The sequence below is a fragment of the Streptomyces hebeiensis genome (assembly GCF_052983195.1).
Window position 1 is genome coordinate 18,493 of the sequence record NZ_JBRKBE010000003.1, and the last position, 23,898, is coordinate 42,390.

The following is a 23,898-nucleotide window of genomic DNA, read 5'->3' on the forward strand; positions in this document are numbered from 1 at the left end:
TTCCTACCTCAAGGTAAAGACTCCATGTCAGCTATTAAAAAGAATATTACAGATAATTTTAAGAAGATAGAGAATCGTAACAATATTACAGTAATCCCCGCTGGTAATTCACTACCACAGTCTGGAAATTATGAAATTGGAGATAGAGTATTTAGAGATGACCCTGTTGCTAGTTTGACATATCCAAGTAATTACCTTCTTGTAGCGAAAAGCTCTACTTGGGGTTGGCATTGGCGTCCTATTCAAACTATGTTGAGTCCATGGGTTACAGTTCCATCTAGTTGTATGGAAGACTCAGGATTCTCTCTACATCCTACCTTTAAATTTCAAATAGCTTTGGATAGTAAAGGTCAGTGCCATTGGAGAGGGGTTATTATGTCTAATAATCCTGGTATTACTCCAGCCAGTTCTATTGCTATACTTAAATTTCTTCCAGATGGTCTTAAACCTAATATGAATTTTATGCATACCCTAGCTATTAGTCCTGTTACAGGTGGTGCAGGTAAAACAGGGTATGTTGGTGGAAGAATATTTATGCGTAGTGATGGGTATACTTCATTTAGATTTTTTAATACAGGCAATGGACTATCTCAAAATATTTGGCTTGATGGGCTAACGTATCCAAATTCTGAAGGTTTTTATTATGGCGCGTAAAGAAAGGAAAATTACATCTCTTCAGGATGTTATGAAAGAGATGTCTGATAATCTTTCTAAGCTAGCCTATGCTCCTGATATCAATTCGTATAGACCTCATGAGAAACAGAAGAAATTCCATAAATCTCAGAAGAAAGTAAGACTTTATATTGGAGGAAACCGTTCTGGTAAAACTACTGGTGGTATTGTAGAGGATATTAGATGGCTTACTCGCAAACATCCGGATTATAAACTTCCTGACAGACCTATTGCTGGTCGTATTGTTTGTGTCGACTTTTCTTACGGTATTGCTCAAATTATTATTCCCCAACTTAAACAGTGGATACCTCCTAGCCAGCTTAGGGGTGGCAGTTGGTTTTCTGCTTATGATGCTGGTCTGAAAATTCTTAATTTTGAAAATGGTTCTACCGTTGAACTTATGAGTTATGAACAGGATGTTGAAAAATTTGCAGGGACTAGTCGAGATTTTATTCATTATGATGAAGAACCACCAAAAGCTATTTATGATGAATGTCAAGCTCGATTGATCGACCGTAAAGGTCGTTCTTGGATTACTATGACACCTGTAGAAGGTATGACATGGATTTACGATACTCTTTATATGCCGGGTATTACAGGAAGTAAACAGATTGATGTAGTAGAAGTGGATATGGCCGAAAACCCATATCTAGATAAAGAACAGATTAAAGAATATCTCGGATCTTTGGATGAAGATAGTAGAAAAGCCAGAGGGCAAGGTAAATTTGTCCAAATGGGTGGTCTAGTCTATAAGAAATTTAAGTTTGAGACTCATGTTATAGATGTTATAGATCCTAAAGAATTTATTGGAAATAATTACGCATGGTATATGTCCCTAGACCATGGTTTTAATAATCCAACTGCGGTGCTTTGGCATATAGTAGATCAAGATAATCGTGTGATTACATTTGATGAACACTATGAATCTGAACAAACTATTGATTATCATGCTGAAGTTATTAAAACTAGAGATAAGATGCATGGACGAATTCCATATCTTAAAATATGTGACCCTGCTCTAGGACAGAGACAGGCTGTAACAGGAACTTCTATCCAGACTGAATATGCTATGCGTGGAATAGGTTTGGTTCTTGGCAATAATGATATGTTGACTGGCGTGGCTAAAGTTAATCAATATTTGGATTTTGCTTCTGACGGTAAACCTAACTGGCTTATTACCGCAAACTGTGCTAATCTACTTAGAGAGATTCAAAGGCTGCGATGGAAGACTTGGGCATCTAAAAAACAACAGTCACAAAATAATCCTTATGACCAAATCCATAAAAAGGATGATCACGCTTGTGACTCTGCTAGATATTTTTTCTCGTTTCTTCCAGAACTACGTAAGCCCGTGGATCCGCCTACTAAATCGGTGGAACTACCTTCGATTGGTGGCAATTCTGCTAGGAGTATGGCTAGGACTTTTGTGGATCCTAATCTAACTCCTGAATCTCTTGGACGACCTAAAACAGATTGGAAGGTTGTACTAAACGATGAGTGAACTTGATCCTGAAATTTGGAAGAATAAGACCCTCGGAGCAGCTTCTACTAATCCGTTTCTTGATGAAGTAGAAGCCCAGAAGAAGGAAGATAGGGTTGCTCGTATCGAACAGCGCGAACCTATGATTGCTGTTCATCATCCTCGATTTCCTCAGATGCCGCCTTCTGGTTCGGTACCTTCTAAAGTAACTCAGATTGAGTTTATTGAACCAGGAGAGGTTATTCCGGACGAGCCTGGTTCAGGTATTGAGGAACCTAATAGTACATCTCCGGATGACAATAATGAAGAAGATGATCTCTTTACAATGGAAGATTTCGAAGATGACCGAAAGTGATTCTAGATTTAGTATAGTTAATACCCCAGTTATAGCTCCTGGAATATGTGTTTCCTGTAGTACAGCGGATATTGATGATAGAAAGTTTATTGATTTTAATAAAGAAGTAGAGTACTACGGTGTAATTTATATATGTACGCCATGTGTTACTGAATTGGCTAAACTTCTTAATTTTATTCCTATGGAAAGTTTTGAGGATCTTCATAAGGAATATAGAAAGCTACAGATTGACCATAATCATCTAATTAATAAATATTCTAAAGTAGAGGATGCCCTCTTTGCTCTACGTCCTGATAGCACTAGTATTGATTCTGGGATCAACTCTGGGAACAGTTCTGTATCTGTTCTGGAGAAGTCAAAATCATCTGATGAAACTAGTAAACAATCAGATGAAGATGATTCAGAATCATTCGAATTTGCTAGTCTCGAAGGACTTGACGACATTTTCAACAATCCAAACTCTGACAAATGAACATCCCCCTGTAGCCAAAGAATTTGTTGCTGGGGATGATCAGTCCATAGCGCAATATATTGCTGAAGAATATAAGCAGCAAGGAATGGATCCTAGAGCTGCTTATGATAATCCAGATGATGCTATTATGGATTTTGGTGGACTTGAGGAATTCAAATAAGAAAGGAGGCAGGTGGAGAAAGAGCGTAGCTTTAATGATGTAGATATTGATCAACTTACTAATGCGTCTAAACAAAAAGACTTTCATAACAAAATTATAGCTTGGACTAAATCATCTCATCAACGTTGTAAAACTCTTCGACAGCAAGTAGAACGGCAATGGTATCTTAATCTTGCTTTTTATGTAGGTAGGCAGAATGTATCACAAGTACCTACAACTGCCGCTGGCATGAATGCTGGAGTTAGGCTTTATATTCCACCTGCTCCTTATTATCGATCTCGTCCCGTTATTAATAGAATTAGACCTATTATACGTACAGAACTTGCTAAGCTTACTGCTCAAAAGCCTACAGCTACTATCGTTCCTGCTACAGGGGAAGATAGAGATTTGGCAGCTGCTCAAGCAGGTGAGCAAATTTGGGATTCTGTATATAGAGAAAAGAAGATTAAATCTACTTTTTCTAAATCTGCTCTGTGGATGTTGACTACAGGTGTTGGATTTATGAAAACGTATTGGGATCCTAATAAGCGAGATAAACAAGGTAATCCTGGTGATTTTTGTTATGAAACTATCACCCCATTTCACTTGTTTATACCTGATATGCTTTGTACTGATATTGAAGATCAACCTTACGTAATACATATTCAAACTAAAACACTAGAATGGGTTAAAGCTAACTACCCTGATCTTAAAGTAGAACCCAATGTAATGGAAGCTAACGATATTCTAAATGATAGTTTTCTTCAACTAATTGGCGCTGTAGATTTTCAGAGAAATGCAGTTCTTTGTTACGAAGTATGGATTAAGCCTGGTCAGGTAGAATTTATGCCTGAAGGTGGTATGTATACTATCATTGGTGATAACATTGTTCAGTTTGTAAAAGGTAATCCGTATCTTCATCAGCAATATCCTTATGTAAAATTTGACCATATACCTAATGGACGTTTTTATTCTGATTCAGTTATTAATGATCTAATTTCTATTCAACGAGAATACAACAGAACTCGTGGTCAAATCGTAGAAGCTAAGAATAAAATGAGTCATCCGCAGCTTTTGGCTGCTGAGGGTTCTATTGATGCATCTAAGATTACTACTGAACCGGGTCAGACTATTCTTTATAAGCTGGGTTTTCCTAAACCTGAACCTATGCCTTTGCAGAATCTTCCTCCTTATGTAATCGAAGAACTCCAGAGATTGCTACAGGATTTTGAAGATATTAGTGGACAGCATCAGGTGTCTAAAGGACAGGTTCCACCTGGCGTAACTGCTGCTACTGCAATTAGTTTTCTTCAAGAACAAGATGAGTCTATGCTTTCGACAACTTTTAATAGTATTGAAGAAGGATTTGAGAAAATAGGTTTTCAAACTCTGTGTTATGTTAAGCAATTTTGGAATACTCCTAGGACAGTTAAAGTTGTTGGCCGTGATAATCAATTTAATGTTCTTTCTTTTGTTGGGTCTTCTATTGGTGATAATACTGATATTCGTGTAGAAGCTGGCTCAGCTCTTCCGACTTCTAAAGCTGCTAAGCAAGCTTTGCTTATGGATCTTATGAATAACGGATTTATTCCGCCTGAAAAGGGTCTAGAGCTTATGGAAGTTGGCGGAGTACAGAGGCTTTATGAAGAGATTCAGATTGATAGTGCTCAAGCTACTCGTGAAAATATGAAGATGAGTACCGTTACAGACGAAGATATGAGTATATATCTTCAAACTTTCCAAGGTGCTCCCGACCCTATGACAGGTGCACCAACTCTTGTTGATCCCAATTCAGGTCAACCTCTTACAGATACAATGGGTAATCCTACTGCACCACCTCTTATTGTTCCTGTAAATACTTTTGATAATCATCAGATTCATATTCAAGTACACAATAATTATCGTAAGGGTCAAGAGTACGAACAATTGCCACAACGTCTTAAGGATCTATTTGAAGAACATGTTAATCAACACATGATGGCATTGGGTATGATTCCTGGAATGCCAGCACCAGAAGGTGCAATTACTTCTGGTGAAGCTGCATCGGGTGATCCTGCACAAATAGAGATGGAATCTCAGCAACAGGGAGGAGTACCTTCTAATGGCCCAGAATCAGTTGGGTATTAGTGTAGATGCTAGTTTTATTAGTGCTATTAAAGGTTTGAATAATACTTCAGGGCTTACTGCGCCTGTTGATTATACAACTATTAGTGCTCTCCGTAATGTTCTGTCTACTTACGACAATGTCACTTATACAAGTTCTATGCTTGACACTATGTCAGTAAATGATATGATATTTGCGGTACGTAATATTAAGGACCCTAAAACTATTGCCGATTACATGAATGTGCAGGGTACACGTGCATAATTGGGACTAGCGCGCTGGGCTAGCTTCCTCTACAATAGTCTTATGGTTAACAAACAGGATAATCAAGCCCTTCTTAAGGAGATTCCAGAAGATAGGGCAGCAGCACTTCGGCGTCGTATGGATAAGAATAAGAAGAATAAGAAGGATAAGAAGGAGTCTAAGTGACTGATCAGCATCCTGCCATTAAGGAAAAGTTGGATTTTCTTACTAACTATAATCATCTTCCCGAACCTCTCTTCTCTGTAGCCAGGGTTATTGGTACTGCGGCAGAAGAAATTGTTAATACTGTAGAATCTAGTTCTCAGATAACTATCGGTCTTCAGCATCTTATTGACGCTAAGGACTGTTTTGTTCGTGCTAAGGTTGTTGAAGTTAATAAGGCTAAGGGTAATTCTGGTAATCCTGCCGAACCACTTCCGCGACCGGATGAAGTAGTTTAATTTAAATAAGTTTAGGGCCTCCAAGAGGTACGAGCTTAGATAAAGAGGGAAAAATGAGTACACCCACTGAAGAGCCGAACAGTGAGCCTACCGGAACTAATCCGGCTTGGGATGAAGCTCTTAGTGTTCTTCCAGAAGAATTTCATCCACTAGTTACACCACATTTTCAGAAGTGGGATGAAGCAGCTAATCAGAGGATTGAATCTGTTAATGCTTCTCTGAAGGATTATGAATCTTATAAGCCTTTTGTTGAGCACGGTATTACTTCTGATGAGATTGAACAAGGTCTCAGACTTATGTATGAGATCAATAATAATCCTCAGAATGTATATGACGCTCTCTCTAACGCTTATAGTTTCGGAAAGTCTTCTGAAGCTACTGAAAATGAATCCAGCTCTGAGGAAACTTCTCCTATCTCGGAAGATCCTCGTATTGCTGAATTGCAGAATGGTGTAGAGCTAGTCTCTAAAATTGTTCTGGCAGATGCTCAAGCCAAACAGGCTGCTCAAATGGACTGGGAACTTGATCAGGAATTTAAGCAACTGCAAGAGAAGTATGGCGAATTCGATGAGCAATATGTAACTGGAATGATGCTTGGCGGAGCTTCTGGAGAAGAGGCAGTTCAGGCGTTTGTTAACCTTAAGAATTCGCTAACTCCTCAGTCGTTTGCTCCTAATATCCTTGGTTCTACCGGCAGTAGTGGTTCTGGTCTTCCCTCTAATGCAATTAAAGTGACAGATCTCTCCGGTAAGGAGACTCGTAATCTTGTTGCTGAAATGCTGGCAAGGGCAAATCAGCAGGATTAAGCTTGGAGGCTAGTGGGCGCTACTCTTGTAACTGCAACAAATATTCTTAAGGAAATCTACGAACCGCGTATTCAAGACCAGATGCAGAATTATCAGAAGACGTCTAAAAGAATTGAACAGACGTCAGAAGGTGTTAGGTCTGAAGTCGGTGGTAAATATGTAGTGTTTCCTATTCATGTTCGACGTAACCATGGAATCGGTTCCCGACTTGAAATGGAACAGTTGCCAGTTCCGGGTAATCAGGGTTATGCACGTGCTCAAGTAGGACTTGCATACGCTTATGGTTCTGTACGTCTTTCTGGGCCTAGTATGGCTTTGGCTAAGACTAATTACCAGTCCTTTGCGTCTCTTCTGGACCAGGAGATTAATGGTGTTCAGACAGACCTCGCTAAGGATTTTAATAGGCAGGTTTACGGAACTTCCGTAGGCGTTGTTGGCACTATTACTGGTGCTAATGCAACTGTAACAGTTCCTATGACTAATACCCAGTATCTTGAAGAGGGTATGGTTGTAGATATTTATAATTCTACAGGTAGCACTCTTAAGACTGCTGCCGGTGGTGTAACTATTCAGAGTATTGTTAAGAATACTAACTTTGTTCTTAATGTTGCTCCTGGAACTGCTACTGTAGCCGGAGACATTGTTGTTCGGCAGGGTTCTCTTAATCGGGAGATTATTGGACTTCAGCAGATTGTAGATGATACTTCACCTCTTTTGGGAATCGATCCCGCAGTTGAGAGTAAGTGGAAATCTACTATGTACCGTAATGCTGGGGTTAATAGGGCGCTCTCAGAGTCTCTTATGACCACTATGTGCGATGAGATTTATAGTAAAGGTGGTACTACTACTGCTATCTTTACTACCCTTGGCGTACGTCGCAGTTATGCAAATCTTCTTATGCAGGCTCGGCGCTATACTAATACCACAAAGTTTGAAGGTGGTTTTAGTGGGCTAGCATTTACTACAGATAATGGGGATATCCCTGTTATTACTGATGTAGATGCTCCGCCTAATCAGATGTTCTTTATTAATGAAAAGATGCTTAAGATTTATCGAGAGAGTGACTGGTCCTTCATGGATCTCGATGGGTCTAAGTGGCAACGCGTTATCGGTTATGATGCTTATGATGCGACTCTTTATAAGTATCACCAGCTTGGTACTCACCGACGTAATACGCATGGACGTATTTTTGACGTTACTGAGAGCTAAGCCCTATAGCACAAATTAAAGTGGCTACAGGGGTATAACACTCCCTGTAGCCATTTTTATTTATTTAGGAGATTTATGCCTAGTACAGAATCTATCAATACACAATTCCAAGGAGCTTTTGTAAAACTATCAGAAGGGGATTATGCACTAAGAACTTCCGGAAGTATTAGTGGTAGCTCTTCCCCAATTCAGGTTACAATACCTGTTGCAACAGAAGTTACTTCTAGTACTGCAAATGGAAAAGTAACAACTCCAGGTGCAGATGCGAATATTGCAGCTACAGCTAATTTGGTTGCAGGTACTTGGGATATTGAGATCTGGACATTTATTGGAGGTACCACTGTAGCTAATCTTGAGGTAGATAACATGAAATTTAAGATTGGGAACACGGCTATTGCTACTATTCTTAATCCTGTAGCTGGTACTACTGGTGCTACAGGATTGGGGGTTTATAGAATTAGGGTAGACATTCCTAACGCTGCTCCTATTTCTGTAGCATCCGGAGTGGTAGCTACTACAGGTGCAGTCTATACAGCTTCTATTGTTGCTACAAGGATATCTTAATGAGTGATAGAGTTCTTAATGGTAATTTCTACTTCCCCATAGATGGTCATTTTGTTAGTCAGAAACAGGTTAGAATAAATGAGATTCTACAAGATTATGACAGCTCCTTGCAATTGCAGTGGATTCCGCCGAATAAACGTTCATCTAAGGATTTGGCTTTTCGTGTTGTATGTTTCCCTATCGGACGACCAGCATACTTGGTATGTACTGGGGAGGAAGCAGATGAGCGGCTACTTGCTAAAGTATTTGAGGCTGATCAAAAAAACTTCCCAAATAAATTGAGTTATATTGATAATTATAACAATGCTCTAGAACTTGTTAAAGCTAAGGAGATGGAGGAAAAAAGACAAGAAGATCATGAGTTGGCAGCAGCTATTATTCGTAATGAGAAATCGTCATTTATACATAATGGAGTAGACTTTGAACGTAGAGGACGTAGTTACAAGAGTAAAACGTATATTTGGTGACGAAGCTGGAGTGCAGATTACAGATCTAGATATTATTCGTTGGATTAACGATGCTCAAAATGAAATCGTTACTTCTAACGAAGGTTTGATGGAAACAACAGGTAGTGCTGATCTAATTAAAGATCAGAGAGAGTATGATTTGCCACCTAATCTCTCAGTTTTGAGAGGTCTTAAGGCAAGTGGTCTGCGAGTTAAGGGTCTTAGTTTTGCTGAATTCAATGAGTATCTAGATGGGTTTTCTTCTGATAATAGCGTTTTTAGTTATGGCGCTAGTGTACCTGAAGTCTTTATGGTTTGGGAGGGGAAGCTTACTATCTTTCCGAAACCGAGTGCTACTGTCACTAATGGTCTTTCTATTTATTATATCCGATATCCTAATTCTGTTGGGAATTTGGCGGATGGATTGACTATCCCTCTTAAATATCATAATTCAGTCGTTGATTTTTGTTTGAAGCAAGCTTATGAACTTGATGAGGATTACCAGAAGGCTTCATTTAAAAAAGGACAATTTGATGAAACTATGATGAAATTGAATGATAATAATAAATGGACCAGTCAAGAATATTATCCGAGAATTACTACTCTTCCTGAAGATGCTGAGTACGGAGATGTTTATGGCTACTGACCCTAAAGCAATTAGAGAACTTCGTATTGGTCCATTTTCAGGGGGTATTAATACTTATTCTGACTCTGCTATGATTGCAGATAATGAATTGGTAGATTGTGTTAATTTTGACATTAGTCTAGATGGTTCTCTTTCTTCAAGACCCCCTTGGGGTACTATGGCGGCTAATAAATATACAAGTTCGTTGAGTACGTCTACACCCCCTAATTCATACCAGATTGTTATTGGTACTGGAACTTTTGAAGGCAATAGATACGTAATTGTAAATAGTTCGCATGTTAATGGAGATCCAGCTTCTTTTATATATTTTGTAGAAGGGCCTAATGCAGGACTTATCGCGAAGATTGCTGATGGAGTTCATAGTAAAGCTCATCGTTATGCTGATAATGTGTATCTCGTTCCTGATATCCAGTCTCCTGGCATGGGCGTGGTTTACAATCTATCAGGGGGTTTGGTAACTGTAATTGCAAGTATGCCTGTTGGATACGCTTCTGTTATCTATAAAGATCGATTGTGGATTAGTGGTCGAAGAAATGTCTCTACAAATTCACGCCTATTCTTCTCAGATCTAGCTACTTTTACATCATGGCCTGGTACTAATTTTTTCGATATTAACCCTGGTGATGGGGATGCAGTTAATGATTTGGTAGTATATCAAGATAATATTATAATTTTCAAAGATAACGCTACTTATGTGCTAACATATGATACAGGACCTGCTCAAGCAGTTCTACAGGTTATTAATACAGATATTGGGGCTATGGGTGGTAGATGTGTAGATGTTTATGAAAATTCGGTCTTTGTACTTAAATATAATCAACTATACGAGATGTCTAATTATGACTTTGTCAGAGTCAGCGTTAAACTTGAATTTGAATTCGATGACACACTGCCTAATACCGCTCCATATATTTCTGGTGGTCAAAGTTGGCGATATCCATTTTGGCTACGTATAGTAGGAGATAGGGCTATAGTAAGATTCTATAATAGACTCTATATTTATCATCTGCGTCTTCGTTCATGGACTCGATGGGATTCCGAAGACGTGAATATCAAATACTTGGGACCCCCTGTTAGACTTGACAATACAAATACAGGGTTGCGTAGAGGTTTTGATACATACATAGCTGGGTCTACCCTAACTAAAGGTATCGATTCTCAAGGCCCCGGTTCTGTAAGTAATTGGAATATGTATTTTAAACTATTTAAATTTGAAGATAGGTACAATCTTACAAATATTGAAAATGGTAACGTAACTGGCATCTTTCCTTCTGTAGATATTAAACTTATGCTAAGAACTAAGCAATTTGATATAGGACTTAGCCATAGATTTAAACGTTTGATGCATTGGGGTCTAGACTGCTATACTGGACGTAATGTTACGGGCACTCTATTTCCATTCTCTGTAGCTTATAAAGTTAATTGGAATCAACTAAAGCTATATCATTGGCATGATCTTAATACTTGGGACTACCCTCTTACCAATATTCCAGGAACAATTCAAGAAGTTACTTCAGATTCCGCTAAACAAATTAAATTTGTTAGATTTCCTAAATCCCTTAGATTTAGACTTCTACAATTTAGAATTGATATGATGACAAAAGGTAACACTACGGATGGTCCTGCATATGTATATTCTATAACCGCTTTTGTTGGTTCTAAGCAACTTGTTCCCAAGGGAGTAAACTAAATGGATCTATTTGGGAATAAACCAGTTCCTAATGCAGCACCAGGGATGAAAGCTTTTAACCCATATGCAGCTGGTAATAAACGTTATGGGGGAGGGAGGTCTATGCCTAATCTAGGCCCTGTAGCAAATCCACAAGGATATGCAGAGAGAGATAATAGAGCACAAGCTAGGAAGAATGCTATTCTTCGTAGAATGAAAGGTGCTAATACAGGTAATCCTATGAACAGCAGCGTTATGGGTTATACTTCCAGAGGAGTATTTAATTAATGGCTCTCCCTTCTAAGCCTAAGCCAGGAACTAGTCTTCCTATCAAAGTTGGATTGCCTAGAAAAACTGAAATTTCCATGCGGGAAGCAGCTATTAAAAGGAGGCTTGCTAAGGCTAATAACGATGCTAGAAATAAGACCATAAAGAGTATTGATCCCAAGAAGGGTGGTACTAAATCATATACAACCCAAAGTATTAAGACTGGAGGAGGGTTTACTAAATCCGATTATGGTGTTGGTTCTGGCGCAGCTATACCGTACCAGCTCTCTAATACTAAGAAGACAATTACAGTCAAAAAGAGGAAGTAAGATATGGCCAAAAAGAAGTCTGCCTCTGATAAATGGCTAGCTGGAGATACTACGTATCAACAGCAACTAGCTAATTTTAATAAATCTAAATCAGATTATGAATCTCAGTACAAGCGTCAGACTGGAATTACAAAACGAGATTATTCTGAGATGACTCGGTCTATGAATAGACAGGGTACTCAGGATAGGGTAGATCAACAAAATGATTTTGCAGGTAGAGGTATTCTGAAATCCGGGGTTTTTGCTAAAGCTCTGGGAGATTACAATACTGAGTTTAATGCTAAGATGAAAAATTTGCAAACAGGTCAATCTGATAAACTGGGTGACCTAGGTATGCAAAGAACTAACTTTCTTAGGCAACTTAAGCTTGAAATGGACGCTGCCAGACAAGATGCTCTTAGGCGTCGCGCTTCTAAGTTGGGAATTTAATGGCTAATCCTAGTCCGTGGGACAGTTCTGGTACTGCTAACTCTTTGGCAGATGCTATTAGACGACAGGCTGCATCACAATCTAAAGCAGCTCAAGTAAAGAAACAGAAAAAGACTTCACAAAATACTGCACCTAATCCTCTGGATCAACTTATGCAGCAAATCCAGAATATTAGTGTAGATCCAACACCTTTGGATGTTCTTCTAAAACAAGCTACGGGGACAGCAGGATCTCAATTTGATCCACTTATTCAACAGCTTGAAGCTGAGATGGCAAGAACTGAAAATCGGGGTAAGCAAAATCAAGCTACAGCCAAAAAGATGTACGGCGATTTGGCTACAGATATTGCTGCACAAATGCCTGAGATTACTAATCAAATGGCACAAGCTTCTAGAGAGACTGAACAGCGATATGATCAGACTCAAGGACTTCTTAAAGATCAATATAATCAGCAAGCACAGCAGCAGGCTGAACTTTATAAAAAACTAGGCATTCAGGCTGCTACACCTGAAGCTACTCAGCAAGCTAGTGATGATCAGTCTTATTTTCAGAATCAAAGTAAACTTGATGAAAATGCAGCTCTTCAGATGCTATCTGAAATGAAGAATTCAGATGTAAGTTATAATCGACAGTCTTCTGATAATACACGTCTTGCTGGGGTTAATACAGCAGCGGATATTGGTGCTCAGCTTGAAGATTATATGCAAACTGCTGGTAGTAAACTAACTGGACTTAGGTCTAGTAAAGAGTCTGCTATTCAAGCTATGTTGGCTCAACTACAACAGCAAGATGCTGAAAGAATTCAGGAGCAAGAAAGTACACAATACGATCAATTGATGGATCTATTTAATCTTCAGCTTAAGATGCAAGAGATGCAGCAGAAGAATGCACGAGAGTCTAAACCGGATCAACTTTTCAAAGGTACTAATGGGCCTTCCGGAGCTAGTAATTACCTAGGTGAAATGTACGGTCCTAGCGATTCCTTCTCGTCTAAAGCAATCATGGAAGCTCTTAATGATGTAATGGGAAGTCCTGAAGCTGTAGCAGGGAAATACCAGAGTCAGGATATGAAGGATTCTTATGGCAATCCTGTAAATTTGGACGTAACTCCTGAATACCTTACTGATATGCTTCGTCGACGTATGCAAGAAGGTAATCCGAATACACCGTTGTCTAACCCTACATTTAGTGACTATGACATGAATAATGCAATTAATGCATTGCTGGCCTACATGGGGAAGTTGAAGTAAAATGAATTTTTCAAAGGAACCCATTGCATGGCTAGGTGCTGTAATTATTATCTGTCAAGTAGCTATAGGTATTATTACAGATCACGGTATTACCCCTACAGCTATAGAATCTATTCTTACAACTATCGCTATCGTAACAGGTAGGCAGCTAGTAACTCCGGCTAATAAGGATAAGTAAATGCTTGAAGGATACAAACCAATTGATTTTAGTAGTGTCTTCCCGCCTATGGACTTGGGACAGATGCGGAATCGTGTTGGTGTATCTCAAGCTGCTATAGATATTCTAGCTAATTCTCGATGGAATAAAACCCCAATTTCTAGTCTTAAGGCTGCCGGTTTTAATTCTAAGGGTGAAGCTCCAAAGAGGCAGCAAACTCTTTGGGGTAGATTTGTAGATCTTCTTAGTACACCAGCCTATGCTATTGCTAATGCTACAGATGATGCTATTGCAGGTCATCAAAGTAGTGATACTGATAGTGTCCTTAGTGACGCAGGTCAGATTATTGGTGGAATTGTAACCGGTGGCGGTAGAGGTATTGGCACAGGTCTACGTGGTGCCTTTACTTCCAGTGAAACTGCGGCAAATCCACAGGATAAAATCTATCTTGGTGATGCTCTTATCCGTCTCGATACACATATGTCTGCCGAAGATGCTATGAAGCCTGAGAACCGTGAGAAGGTTCGAGAAAGGCTTATGGGTAAGAAGATTAATAGATTTAGTGACGATGATAAAGATAAGTATTTTTATGATTTTGATAAAGGTGTTGTAGAAGTAACTGACGAAGATATTGATCAGTATTTTGAAGATATGAATTTGTACGGTCTAGGTGCAAGTATGGTTGGTGACCCTCTTAATTTTTTGAAGGGTCCTGCTAATATTCTTTCGGGTACTAAGGGTCTTGCAGAAATTCCAGAAGTCACGAATATTGCTAAATCTGCTGATAAACTTTCTCCTCTTAACTCAGGTACTCCTAAAGTAAACCTTGGGTCCATGGCAGTAGGAAAAACATCTGGATCCTATAAAGTTATAATGCCTCCTGGATCTATTCAGAATAGAATTGCAAACCCGGCTACAGGGGAATTGATAACTCCTCCGAGCTGGTTCGAATTTCCTAGCTCCCCTGAATTGGATGAACTAGGAGATGTACTTAGAAGTATTAGAGATGTAAAAGAGTCACCTCCTGTAAATATAATAGATCCTTTGGATAATCTTCTTAATAGTTGGACTCCTGGTAAAACTACACAGGCAGAACGACAATTTAAAGGTTCAGAAGTTCAACTCCCTGTAGCAAAGATTGATCCTGGTCAACTTAGATTGGCTGATAAACTTTCTAGTCCTGAAGGCACAGCTAAACTTACAAAAGATCTAGTTAGTAGAGCTGCTGTTGGTGACCTTAATTGGGCAGATAACCTCAGATCTCGTCTAGCAATAAAGTATCCTGGTATTTCCTTTAATCAAACTAACAAACTAATCGATAGAATTTCTAGTATTCCAAATTTTTCTCGACGGCTTGGTATCCCTGCTGAAAATAAGAAAATTATTGGTGCTTTTAATAGAACTATTAGAGCTGATGCTGAAGCTCTAAAAATCCCACCCAAGGTAAAATCTGCTGAAGTCATTATTAATGAAATTTCTCAATCTAATCCTATTAATTTGGAACGGCTGGTTCAAAATTCTAAGCCAAGAGAAATTCAGTCTAAAAATCCAACACGTGATAGTAAAATTGCTGATGAAACAATAAAGAAATTTAAAGATCAGATTCTTGGCAAGGCTCGACCTGCCGGGATTAGAAATCCAGGAGCTTACGATTATGCAGTAGCATCAGGTAAGACAGCTCGATATTCTGGTTCACAACAAGTTCAGATGTGGAATCATATTACTCACGTTCTGAAAGATGTAAAATCTCCTAACCGTTTTGCTGTAGCTAATAATATTCTTCGTAAAGTTGAAGATTCTTTTATGGCTAAAGGTGCTATACCTGTAAATGGTGTTAGAGTAAGCGAATCTACACCTCTTAGACTTAGTCAAGTTCTTGATTCTATTGGTCCAGCAGCAGCCGCTATTAGCCCTACTCTTCTTACAAAAATTCTTCGTGGAGAATCTAAAGCTCTAGAAACACTTCCTATAGAAGTTATACAGAAGATTGAAGAACTTAAGGCTGGAGAAGCTCTAGTTGACAGTGGTAAGGTAATTGAAGGTGTCAACGCGGCTTCTAAACAAATTGAAGATATAACTAAAGGTCCCCTTTCTGTAGCTAGAACTGAAGAAGTTGTCACTATAGGTTCCAAAGTAGCTAGTGATATTACTGCGTCAGCTGGTGGCAGCTCTGTAGCACAATCTAAGGCAGCGAATTATCTTAAGGATGAATTTATCCCTAAGACACCTATAGATACTGCAATTAATTCTTCCCATCTAAATACATCTACACTTATTAGTCATCCTGATGTTTCAAATAAGCTCCTTAAGAAATACTCTAATGCTCCAGCAATAACAAGAGCTATTAATAAAACTATAGGGGGACCTTCTCCAAGAATTCTTGGAACTAAAGTAGGCGAATCTGCACGAGCTTTGGAATGGCTTGGGGCTCGATTTAATGCAGCATATAAAAATGCTGACATGAGACCTATATATCTTAAAAATATTGCTAGTGCTAAAGCCACTGTAGCCAGAAGAGCTGATTATCTAAATAAATTGGCTAAAGAGTTCAATATTAACGATTCTGCCCTATGGGATGATGCCCTCAAGGGTGCTCAAGGCCGTCTTGCCCCGATAGAGGGCTCACAAGCGGCACTCCTGAGTCGTGAGATCCTACAGGTCATGGAAAATCTGTTCGGGAGTTCTGGACTTAATAATGCAGTAGCTCTAGAAAACTCTGTTGCTGGACGTTCTCAACTCTTTATGAAAGAACTAAATAGTAATCTTAAGAGATTTGGACTTGGCCAATATCAATTTACCAAAAAGGGCGATTACTCTAAAGGTACTCAATGGCTTAATTCTTGGGAATCTTGGAAGATTGAACGTCCTCTAGATTTTCTATTTAAGATTCAAAATGTAGTAGAACATACTGTACGTGAAAAAACTATGTTTGATGAAATTATTTCTCGGTTTGGTTCTTATACTCGTAATGGAGATTTTGTACACACAGTAAATAGCCATCCCCGTCTTGCTGGAATTTATTTTGGTAAGGAAGCTTCCAATCAAATTATTCAATTTATCAAGAATCTTAAGGAAATTAGTAAACCATCTTCTAAAGCTCTTCAGAATTTTGATAAAGTACTTAGTAAATGGAAGTCTGGAGTAACTATTTATGTACCTTCACATCATATTCGTAATATGATTGGAGATTTGTATTTTAATTGGTTGGGTGGGGTAAATTCTGCTCGACCTTACTCGGCTGCTCTTAAAGTCATGCAATCTCAAAGAGGACGTTATGAAGGAATAGCAGAACTTAATAATCTCACTAGCCCTAATGCTCTAAAAAGAGCCATCGAAGGTAAGTATCCTAATTCTGTTGGAAAACAAACTGCCTTGACAATGCGTAATGGTACACATGTTACTAATGATATGGTATACGTTAGTGCATTTCAGCAAGGTATTTTGCCAACTACGCGTGTGCTTGAAGATATTCCGGATGATGTAGCTACAGGGTTGGAAAAGATTAGACCTCTAGGTGGTCGGGGTCAGAAAGCAGCTCATAAACTTTCTGAAGGACGAGATCATTACATTCGACTTGCTCATTTTATTGATGCCCTTAAAAAGTCTAATAAGCCTTTTGAAAATGCGGTTGAAGATGCAGCAGCTATAGTACGTAAATGGCATCCTGATGGTATGGATCTAACAACTTTTGAACGCAATGTTATGCGTCGTATGTTTCCATTCTATAGTTGGACACGTAAAGCATTCCCACTCATTGTAGAATCTGTTGTCGCGACACCTGGTAAGGTAATGGCTTATCCAAAAGGTCAGTACCTATTGCAGAATATGATGGGTATTGAGTCAGGACCAATGTCAGATCCATTTCCTTATGATCAGCTATTTCCTGACTGGCTTAGAGAAAAAGGTATTGGTCCTATTACAGGAGAACCAGGTAGCTATACTGTAGTTAATCCTGGCAACCCTACTATGGATCTTATTTCACAAATGAGTGATCCTGGTAAAATGGGTATGAGTATGCTTAATCCAGCTGCTAGGATTCCAATAGAATTGGCTACAGGGAGGGAAGCACAGACAGGTGCACCTATAGATGGTATAACTGATATAGATTATTTGGCTAAGCAAATACCGGGAGTAAGCCATGCCGGTAGGATCACAGGTGAATTTGGAGTCTCAGATACTACTAAGGAAAATTCCACTGGATATAACATGCAGAATATTTTGAATCTACTTACCGCGCTCGGTATTCAAAACACAGGACCTTATCAGAAGAGCGCAGAATTTGATTTGAGAGAGTATCTTAGGAGTCAGAAATGACAATCCAAGATTTTCTAAGTACGTATAGAAGCTCTATGAATAACAAGAAAGTAATAAATCCTCTCTCATCACGGAATTCTCCTGTAGCTGAAACTAAATTGGGTCCTAGTAATAAATCTATTAATCCACTTCCTGTAAGTCCTACGCAAACATCTTTTGGTTCTGGCGTACCTGATTGGCTTGGAAATCGTAAAAGTAATGCTTTGAATTCATATATGCAAGATAAGAATAATAGGACTACTGAACTTGCAAGTGATTATGCAACTAAAGCAGCAGGTCAAGTACCCACAAATGAATATGGAATTGTAACAGATAAAACTTCAGATTTCTCTAGTTATTTTAACAATCAATTGGGTGCAATTGGAGCTAAAGGTAAAGCTTCTTTGGCTACAGCGGAAGCTCAAGCTCAGTGGCAACAATTGCAAGGTATGCAGGAAGCTAATGCAGGATACTCTATTAATTATACTCCTGGAGCTTCTACCAATGGTAATAATGTAGGGGCTAAAGCAGTTAATCTCGCGATGACTGCATACCAAAATGGAACACCGTATGTATGGGGTGGGAATTCTCTTACTGGGGGAGTGGATTGTAGTGGTCTAGTTCAACAGGTATACAAAAAACTAGGTGTTACTCTTCCTAGGACTACATATGAGCAGGCAAAATCTGGTAGGATAGTTAGTCTAAATAGTCTTCTCCCTGGTGATTTGATCTTTTATAATACAGGAAGTAGAGATCCGAATGGCATTGGTTCGTTGAGTCATGTTGCAATTTATATTGGAAATGGTAAAGTAGTTGAGGCACCAGGTAAGGGTAAGAAGGTACAAGTTAATTCTATGAATACTTCTGGTACCCCGGCTAGGGCGGTAAGGCCATGGTAGACAATTTTAGTGAGAATTTTGGGAACTTTATCAGTGAACTCAATAATATTACATCTAAAGGAAACTATTCTGTACAACCTAAACTCAAACCTGTTAAACCGAAGACGATTAATCTACAGTTTCCTAACCTTCCATCTGCTAGTTATTCAACAAGTACTGGAAATCTAGGAGGGGCTACAGGAGATCTATTGAAGTTGATGAATGCTATTAAGAAACAGGAATCCAATAATAATTATAAAGCTTATAATAGTATGTATGGAGCATCTGGTGCATACCAGATCCTTAAGAGTAATATCCCATCTTGGTCTAAAGAAGCACTCGGTCGAACTGTTTCTTATAATGAATTTATGAATTCTCCATCCGTTCAAGATGCTATTGCTAAGTATAAACTGGGACAATATCTAGCTAAATATGGCGCTGCTGGTGCTGCTGTAGCTTGGTATGGAGGTCCGGGAGCTGTCAAAAATATGTATTCAAAGACTACTCAAGCGGGTGGTTATCCTAGTCTTTATGCATATTGGACTTCTGTGCTGAGTAAGATGTGAGGTATATTGTTTATGTCTCAAAATGAATACGGTCTTGATATACCTGAGAATAACAGAGAAATCGCTTTGCATCTTAGAACTATTAAAACAGAGATAGCTATACTAAATACCAAGGTAACTGACCTAGAAAAACAGCTTGACTCGCTTGACAACTCGATATCTGAGCGACGCTTCCGGCTCCAAGATGTCTTTGTGTCAAGCTTGCTTCTGCCTATCGTGGGTGGTATGGTGGTCTTTCTACTAACAAAAGCTCTAGGCTAAGTGCTTAAAGCTCTGAAACTTAGAGCTGCTTAAAGGCGGGGGGTACCGCCCAAATGCAAGAATCAGTTTGTCCTACGGATAAAGACGGGGTGTCTTTGTGGCAAACAGAAGCTCTTTGTGTGGGTGCCGACCTATCAATATTTTTTGATGGGGATAAGTCGGGCACATATCGTGATTATTGCAATAATTGCCCTGTTAGAGGAAAATGCGAAGAATTCGCGATACTCTATAATCTGTCTGGAATTTGGGGAGGAAAGACAGAGAAAGAGCGTCGCAAACTTAGCAAGGTCTATGTTACCCTTATTAGGGATGACGCTAAGGAATCAGGAACTTATAATCCTGAACTCAAGGTTTAGACATAGAAAACCCCCGGATAGTCTTAATGACTACCGGGGGTTTCTTTATGCCTAATTTCTAGTCAGCAATAAACAAGATTGAACCTGTTCGAATATCATATTTAATTTCTTTGATATCTAGAATATTTCCTTCATTATCTACAACTTGAGTTTCAGGATTTTCATCTCCCCTCAATTCAAAAGCAGTTTGAACCTCTACATCAAATCTTTCTCTAAATTCATTCTTCTTCATTAAATTCTCCTAGAATTCAGTAGTAATATGGATAGATTTCGTATTAGGGTCGTAGACTACTTCTTGAATTTCGTAAGTATTACCTTCATCATCTCCAATGACTACATTGAGTTCGTAAGGTTCTACACTCAATGAATCAGTTCCGGCGTCTGCTGACGCCTGAATTTGCCCAATCACATCATTAATATTCATCTTCAAATTCTCCAGATTCTACCATGCGTTTTGCAACTTCTTGGATACGTTGCTGCTTCTCGTATTCATCTACAGGGAATTTTGAACCCTCTGGAGGTGATCCAATATAAGAACTGGGATCCGAATCTGAAATCTCCTCATCTTCGAAATCATCTTCTATAGTTTCTGGAAACTCAGTATGAATATTTCCTGACTCAACTAGCGCGGCCGTAGCAGATGAGCTAATTACTTTGGGAATTAGTCCTTTACCCTTGATGTTCCATCGAGAACCATCAGATTTACGATGGGGATTCCAGATAATTCCCAAATCTGCTAGAGCTTGTGCTCTGCAATTTTCAGAACAGTAACTAACCCTAAAGTGGGTAAAGAGGAAATCTTCTCCGCAACCTTTACATTTACGTGCAGAGAAATTTTTCCCTTTTGTCTCTACATAATAAAGTACACTCTCTGCTTCAAGTTGTTTCCTTACTACAGCATCATGTCCAACATCTGTGAGAGATACTTGTTCTAGAAGAGCATCTACATCAATACCAAGCTTTGCAGAGAGCTTAGCAAGTCGATCTAGATCGTTTTTATGCTTACTTTTACGTGCCATTAGTTTCCTCTGGACATTCATGTGTAAGACAGTATGCTGTAATCTTACTTACATTGATATTCCCTGTAGCGATAATTTCTTTACACTTAGAATGAACTAATGCAACATAATTACCGCCATGAGATGCGTGTTTAACTTTAATAATAAACTCTTCTAGATCATTCATAATCAATCCTCATTAAAGATAGGGTGGGTACGCAAACCCAAATCGATCAACCTATGAACTCCATGTGCATATGCTGAGATATCGTCAGATACATGATAGGTTCTAGGCTTGTTAGCCAATTCATGGTATCCTGCCCATTTAAGAGCAGTCTTAAGATTAGTAGGCTTAGCATAGAAAATAGTACACCTAGTTTCTAGCAAAGCTTGAATCTGCTCAATAGATCCGATACATTTTGAAGCTGGCATATTAGAACCTGTTTGATCCAGTGCCTTATCTTTACGGAGAGTATAATCCTCTACGATAAAATTAAGAATTCTGTCACTGTGAGATTCATTTACAGTTTTATATAGTATGGCCAACCAATTTTGAAAATTATTCAAATTCATAATTGTTTTATTAATATCACTTCCATCTTTACGAAAGGTAGCTACGCCCACATTTTGACCTGGATCAACAGACACAAACATTAATTTGTCTGCTCCCAAAGAAAATTAACCCCACCTTGACCCATGGAATTCCCAACACGATACATACCACCAACGAAAAACTCATCACCAGTAAGTTCTTCAAGATCTACATCTACAGAAAAAATATTATCAATACAAGAATATGTAATACTCCCTTCAAAAGAATCTCCAGCTTCGATTGAAGCTGCGATGTCTTTAAAAACGCCTGCAAGTTCTACTCGATGCATTTTAATAGGCTTATTAGACATAATCTAACTTCCTTCTGAGGTGGGCTTAGAAAGAATTACAATTAGTTTATTTAAGGAAATGGGGGAGGCGGAGTATCCGGATTAAACAGACCGGTATCACCTTCAGGAGGTTCAACTTCCTTAATTGTAGCATTCTTATCTACAAAGAACCCCATACCATAGTCAAATTGAATCATTCGACCTTCATTATCAGGAGCAGAGGTAATTTCAACAACCCAACCTGAAGCGCCATCACCATCCTCATAAGTAATATCTACATATTTTCCTACGAGTGAGTTCAACTTGTCAAGTTCCATAAAACGTTCTCCTTATCTTTTTCAACTTCTTGAGCCTCTGCGCGATAAGCTGACCAAAGGTATTCTTCATTGACCAAGTTCTGTTTGAGTTCTTTAGCTGCCATATCAGTTTCGTATACAGCAGCAATAGTATAGATACTCCAACCAAACCAGTTAAGTTTTCTCACTCATCACTCCTAGTAGAGGTTCCAAAACTCTTATTGTATTCTTTAGCTTCTCTAGCGTAAAATTCTTTTTCTTCCTCAGTTAGTGGTCCTACGATAGCAAACTCAGGTCCTGACTTTCCATTATGTGCATAATTCTGAAAATCTTCTTGAGTCATTTTAGGGAGGCATACACCAAGGCACTCTACTTCCCCAAAATTTGAATGAATCCAAAGATGTCCTCTATGTGCATCATGATTATCACAAGGGATAGGTTCATAATTACACTGCATCTTTACCCCACATCTCATGTTCCACATCAAATGGGAGTCCAAAATCTACTTCGGACTTTACATCACTCATAACCTCCTTAATAAGAGGAATATACTGATCTAGATATTCCCTCTTAATTTCGAAGATTACTGAGTCATGAACCATAAGAAGCATTCGACATTCTTTAGAGTCTACCTTATTCTTAAGACGGATCATTGCACTCTTTACAATTTCTGCAAGTCCACCTTGTAGCACAGAATTAAAGGCAATTGAAGAACCTTTAGGATCTGCTTTAGTGTGCCTAATTCGACCAGTCCAGAGGTATACATAACCTCTAGAGTCAGCCTTGTTACGTACCGCTCTTGAGAAAGCCATAATCTTGTCATGGTAGTTTTCCCAGTCAGTAATAAACTGATCCGGATCATCACCACCAAGAATCTGGGTTAGTTTTTTACGCTGAGCACCATACATTTTTGCATATGTCAATGTCTTACATTGAGTTTTAGGACGTTCTAGTTCTGCGATCATATCGCCCCACATGTCGCGACCACTAGTAAACGTATCAATCAAATTCTCTTGTTTAGCATATCCAGCCGCTAGACGCATCTCGCCTTGAGAAAAGTCAAACTGTACTAGAGCATAATCGTCATTATCAGCTTCAAAAGCTTTCTTAATATTACGATTCCATACTTTCACAGTATCTTTTGGTGTCTGCTGAAGATTAGGGTCGTGGCAACTTGTTCGACCTGTTTTAGTCCCATGCAACCAATAGTTACATCGAAGTTTTCCATCTGGACTAAGTAGATCTACAAACTTTCTATAACAGAGTCCAAGTGTAATACTCCAACCTCGATATTCAAGAATATTTTTAGCTACAGAACCCCAAGGACCATCTGTATATTCTGGATTATTAGATAGAATAAGTTCGTATTCTGACATAGCTTCTTTATCAAAAGAAGGAGCTCCATTCTTAGTAAGTTTAACTGTTGGCAATTTCATCTCATCTAGAAGCAAAACCTTAAGATCTTTATTAGAATTTGGATTTCTATTACCCAACTCTTTATAAAGCTGGTTCATTCGTCCTTCACCTACAGCAATCTCCTGTAGACAAAGTTCCTTATTAATACTAACCCCACGGCTTTCCATGAGATTAAAAATCTCAATATTCTGAACTTCTCTATCCCATAGATTAGGAATAGGACTCTTAAACTGAGTCATTAAATCTCCCTAATTA

Annotated in this window: 31 protein-coding genes; 22 read left to right on the forward strand and 9 right to left on the reverse strand. The window is 38.8% G+C overall.

Going from position 1 to position 23,898, the window contains the following annotated elements; all coding sequences use genetic code 11:
- Positions 1-24 precede the first annotated feature (24 nt).
- From ACU6P3_RS33295 to ACU6P3_RS33400, 22 genes are all read left to right on the forward strand, one after another.
- Positions 25-654, forward strand: a complete 630-nt coding sequence (locus ACU6P3_RS33295) for a hypothetical protein (RefSeq protein WP_447198353.1) — start codon at positions 25-27, stop codon at positions 652-654.
- Positions 644-2,173: a terminase large subunit domain-containing protein gene (locus ACU6P3_RS33300; protein ID WP_447198354.1), complete on the forward strand. Its 1,530-nt coding sequence runs from the start codon at positions 644-646 to the stop codon at positions 2,171-2,173. Before ACU6P3_RS33295 ends, ACU6P3_RS33300 begins: the two co-directional genes overlap by 11 nt.
- The gene (locus tag ACU6P3_RS33305; RefSeq protein ID WP_447198355.1) at positions 2,166-2,507 is read left to right on the forward strand and encodes a hypothetical protein; all 342 of its coding nucleotides are present in this window, start codon (positions 2,166-2,168) and stop codon (positions 2,505-2,507) included. The genes ACU6P3_RS33300 and ACU6P3_RS33305 overlap by 8 nt, the downstream gene beginning before the upstream one ends.
- Positions 2,494-2,979, forward strand: a complete 486-nt coding sequence (locus tag ACU6P3_RS33310; RefSeq protein ID WP_447198356.1) for a hypothetical protein — start codon at positions 2,494-2,496, stop codon at positions 2,977-2,979. Before ACU6P3_RS33305 ends, ACU6P3_RS33310 begins: the two co-directional genes overlap by 14 nt.
- Positions 2,942-3,139 carry a hypothetical protein gene (locus ACU6P3_RS33315; RefSeq protein WP_447198357.1) on the forward strand — a complete coding sequence of 66 codons (198 nt, stop codon included), beginning with the start codon at positions 2,942-2,944 and terminating at the stop codon, positions 3,137-3,139. Before ACU6P3_RS33310 ends, ACU6P3_RS33315 begins: the two co-directional genes overlap by 38 nt.
- A 12-nt stretch (positions 3,140-3,151) precedes the next feature.
- Positions 3,152-5,245 carry a portal protein gene (locus ACU6P3_RS33320; RefSeq protein WP_447198358.1) on the forward strand — a complete coding sequence of 698 codons (2,094 nt, stop codon included), beginning with the start codon at positions 3,152-3,154 and terminating at the stop codon, positions 5,243-5,245.
- Positions 5,220-5,486 (forward strand): hypothetical protein, encoded by a 267-nt coding sequence (locus ACU6P3_RS33325; RefSeq protein ID WP_447198359.1) that lies wholly within the window; start codon positions 5,220-5,222, stop codon positions 5,484-5,486. The genes ACU6P3_RS33320 and ACU6P3_RS33325 overlap by 26 nt, the downstream gene beginning before the upstream one ends.
- A 161-nt stretch (positions 5,487-5,647) precedes the next feature.
- Complete coding sequence (locus ACU6P3_RS33330) at positions 5,648-5,926, forward strand: hypothetical protein (protein WP_447198360.1); 279 nt, start codon at positions 5,648-5,650, stop codon at positions 5,924-5,926.
- Positions 5,927-5,979: 53 nt separating this feature from the next.
- Complete coding sequence (locus ACU6P3_RS33335) at positions 5,980-6,732, forward strand: hypothetical protein (RefSeq protein ID WP_447198361.1); 753 nt, start codon at positions 5,980-5,982, stop codon at positions 6,730-6,732.
- Between the two features lie 12 nt (positions 6,733-6,744).
- On the forward strand, positions 6,745-7,941 hold the full coding sequence (locus ACU6P3_RS33340) for a phage major capsid protein (protein ID WP_447198362.1): 1,197 nt from the start codon (positions 6,745-6,747) through the stop codon (positions 7,939-7,941).
- Between the two features lie 75 nt (positions 7,942-8,016).
- Positions 8,017-8,505, forward strand: a complete 489-nt coding sequence (locus tag ACU6P3_RS33345) for a hypothetical protein (protein ID WP_447198363.1) — start codon at positions 8,017-8,019, stop codon at positions 8,503-8,505.
- On the forward strand, positions 8,505-8,972 hold the full coding sequence (locus ACU6P3_RS33350) for a hypothetical protein (RefSeq protein WP_447198364.1): 468 nt from the start codon (positions 8,505-8,507) through the stop codon (positions 8,970-8,972). The genes ACU6P3_RS33345 and ACU6P3_RS33350 overlap by 1 nt, the downstream gene beginning before the upstream one ends.
- Complete coding sequence (locus ACU6P3_RS33355) at positions 8,926-9,597, forward strand: phage adaptor protein (RefSeq protein ID WP_447198365.1); 672 nt, start codon at positions 8,926-8,928, stop codon at positions 9,595-9,597. The genes ACU6P3_RS33350 and ACU6P3_RS33355 overlap by 47 nt, the downstream gene beginning before the upstream one ends.
- Positions 9,587-11,287, forward strand: a complete 1,701-nt coding sequence (locus ACU6P3_RS33360; protein WP_447198366.1) for a hypothetical protein — start codon at positions 9,587-9,589, stop codon at positions 11,285-11,287. The genes ACU6P3_RS33355 and ACU6P3_RS33360 overlap by 11 nt, the downstream gene beginning before the upstream one ends.
- Complete coding sequence (locus tag ACU6P3_RS33365) at positions 11,288-11,554, forward strand: hypothetical protein (RefSeq protein WP_447198367.1); 267 nt, start codon at positions 11,288-11,290, stop codon at positions 11,552-11,554.
- A complete protein-coding gene (locus ACU6P3_RS33370; protein ID WP_447198368.1) occupies positions 11,554-11,862 on the forward strand; it encodes a hypothetical protein in 309 nt (102 codons plus the stop codon). Before ACU6P3_RS33365 ends, ACU6P3_RS33370 begins: the two co-directional genes overlap by 1 nt.
- A 3-nt stretch (positions 11,863-11,865) precedes the next feature.
- Positions 11,866-12,291: a hypothetical protein gene (locus ACU6P3_RS33375; protein WP_447198369.1), complete on the forward strand. Its 426-nt coding sequence runs from the start codon at positions 11,866-11,868 to the stop codon at positions 12,289-12,291.
- Positions 12,292-12,335: 44 nt separating this feature from the next.
- The gene (locus tag ACU6P3_RS33380) at positions 12,336-13,541 is read left to right on the forward strand and encodes a hypothetical protein (protein ID WP_447198370.1); all 1,206 of its coding nucleotides are present in this window, start codon (positions 12,336-12,338) and stop codon (positions 13,539-13,541) included.
- A gap of 178 nt (positions 13,542-13,719) precedes the next feature.
- Positions 13,720-18,012 carry a hypothetical protein gene (locus tag ACU6P3_RS33385; protein WP_447198371.1) on the forward strand — a complete coding sequence of 1,431 codons (4,293 nt, stop codon included), beginning with the start codon at positions 13,720-13,722 and terminating at the stop codon, positions 18,010-18,012.
- A 35-nt stretch (positions 18,013-18,047) separates the two neighbouring features.
- Positions 18,048-18,890 carry a C40 family peptidase gene (locus tag ACU6P3_RS33390; protein ID WP_447198372.1) on the forward strand — a complete coding sequence of 281 codons (843 nt, stop codon included), beginning with the start codon at positions 18,048-18,050 and terminating at the stop codon, positions 18,888-18,890.
- Complete coding sequence (locus tag ACU6P3_RS33395; RefSeq protein ID WP_447198373.1) at positions 18,884-19,435, forward strand: transglycosylase SLT domain-containing protein; 552 nt, start codon at positions 18,884-18,886, stop codon at positions 19,433-19,435. The genes ACU6P3_RS33390 and ACU6P3_RS33395 overlap by 7 nt, the downstream gene beginning before the upstream one ends.
- 314 nt (positions 19,436-19,749) lie before the next feature.
- The gene (locus ACU6P3_RS33400; RefSeq protein WP_447198374.1) at positions 19,750-20,052 is read left to right on the forward strand and encodes a WhiB family transcriptional regulator; all 303 of its coding nucleotides are present in this window, start codon (positions 19,750-19,752) and stop codon (positions 20,050-20,052) included.
- A 58-nt stretch (positions 20,053-20,110) separates the two neighbouring features.
- On the opposite strand, the gene ACU6P3_RS33405 is transcribed toward ACU6P3_RS33400, so the two are convergent.
- The 9 genes from ACU6P3_RS33405 to ACU6P3_RS33445 form a co-directional block, all read right to left on the reverse strand.
- Positions 20,111-20,284: a hypothetical protein gene (locus ACU6P3_RS33405; RefSeq protein ID WP_447198375.1), complete on the reverse strand. Its 174-nt coding sequence runs from the start codon at positions 20,282-20,284 to the stop codon at positions 20,111-20,113.
- A 9-nt stretch (positions 20,285-20,293) separates the two neighbouring features.
- Entirely contained in the window at positions 20,294-20,476 is a 183-nt protein-coding gene (locus tag ACU6P3_RS33410) for a hypothetical protein (protein WP_447198376.1), read from the reverse strand.
- Positions 20,466-21,092: a hypothetical protein gene (locus tag ACU6P3_RS33415; protein ID WP_447198377.1), complete on the reverse strand. Its 627-nt coding sequence runs from the start codon at positions 21,090-21,092 to the stop codon at positions 20,466-20,468. The genes ACU6P3_RS33410 and ACU6P3_RS33415 overlap by 11 nt, the downstream gene beginning before the upstream one ends.
- 147 nt (positions 21,093-21,239) lie before the next feature.
- Complete coding sequence (locus ACU6P3_RS33420) at positions 21,240-21,698, reverse strand: hypothetical protein (RefSeq protein WP_447198378.1); 459 nt, start codon at positions 21,696-21,698, stop codon at positions 21,240-21,242.
- A 5-nt stretch (positions 21,699-21,703) separates the two neighbouring features.
- Positions 21,704-21,952 (reverse strand): hypothetical protein, encoded by a 249-nt coding sequence (locus ACU6P3_RS33425; RefSeq protein ID WP_447198379.1) that lies wholly within the window; start codon positions 21,950-21,952, stop codon positions 21,704-21,706.
- A gap of 50 nt (positions 21,953-22,002) precedes the next feature.
- Positions 22,003-22,248 carry a hypothetical protein gene (locus tag ACU6P3_RS33430; protein ID WP_447198380.1) on the reverse strand — a complete coding sequence of 82 codons (246 nt, stop codon included), beginning with the start codon at positions 22,246-22,248 and terminating at the stop codon, positions 22,003-22,005.
- Positions 22,230-22,415: a hypothetical protein gene (locus ACU6P3_RS33435; protein ID WP_447198381.1), complete on the reverse strand. Its 186-nt coding sequence runs from the start codon at positions 22,413-22,415 to the stop codon at positions 22,230-22,232. The genes ACU6P3_RS33430 and ACU6P3_RS33435 overlap by 19 nt, the downstream gene beginning before the upstream one ends.
- Complete coding sequence (locus ACU6P3_RS33440; protein WP_447198382.1) at positions 22,412-22,570, reverse strand: hypothetical protein; 159 nt, start codon at positions 22,568-22,570, stop codon at positions 22,412-22,414. The genes ACU6P3_RS33435 and ACU6P3_RS33440 overlap by 4 nt, the downstream gene beginning before the upstream one ends.
- Before the next feature lie 103 nt (positions 22,571-22,673).
- The gene (locus ACU6P3_RS33445; protein ID WP_447198383.1) at positions 22,674-23,882 is read right to left on the reverse strand and encodes a DNA polymerase; all 1,209 of its coding nucleotides are present in this window, start codon (positions 23,880-23,882) and stop codon (positions 22,674-22,676) included.
- Positions 23,883-23,898: the final 16 nt, after the last annotated feature.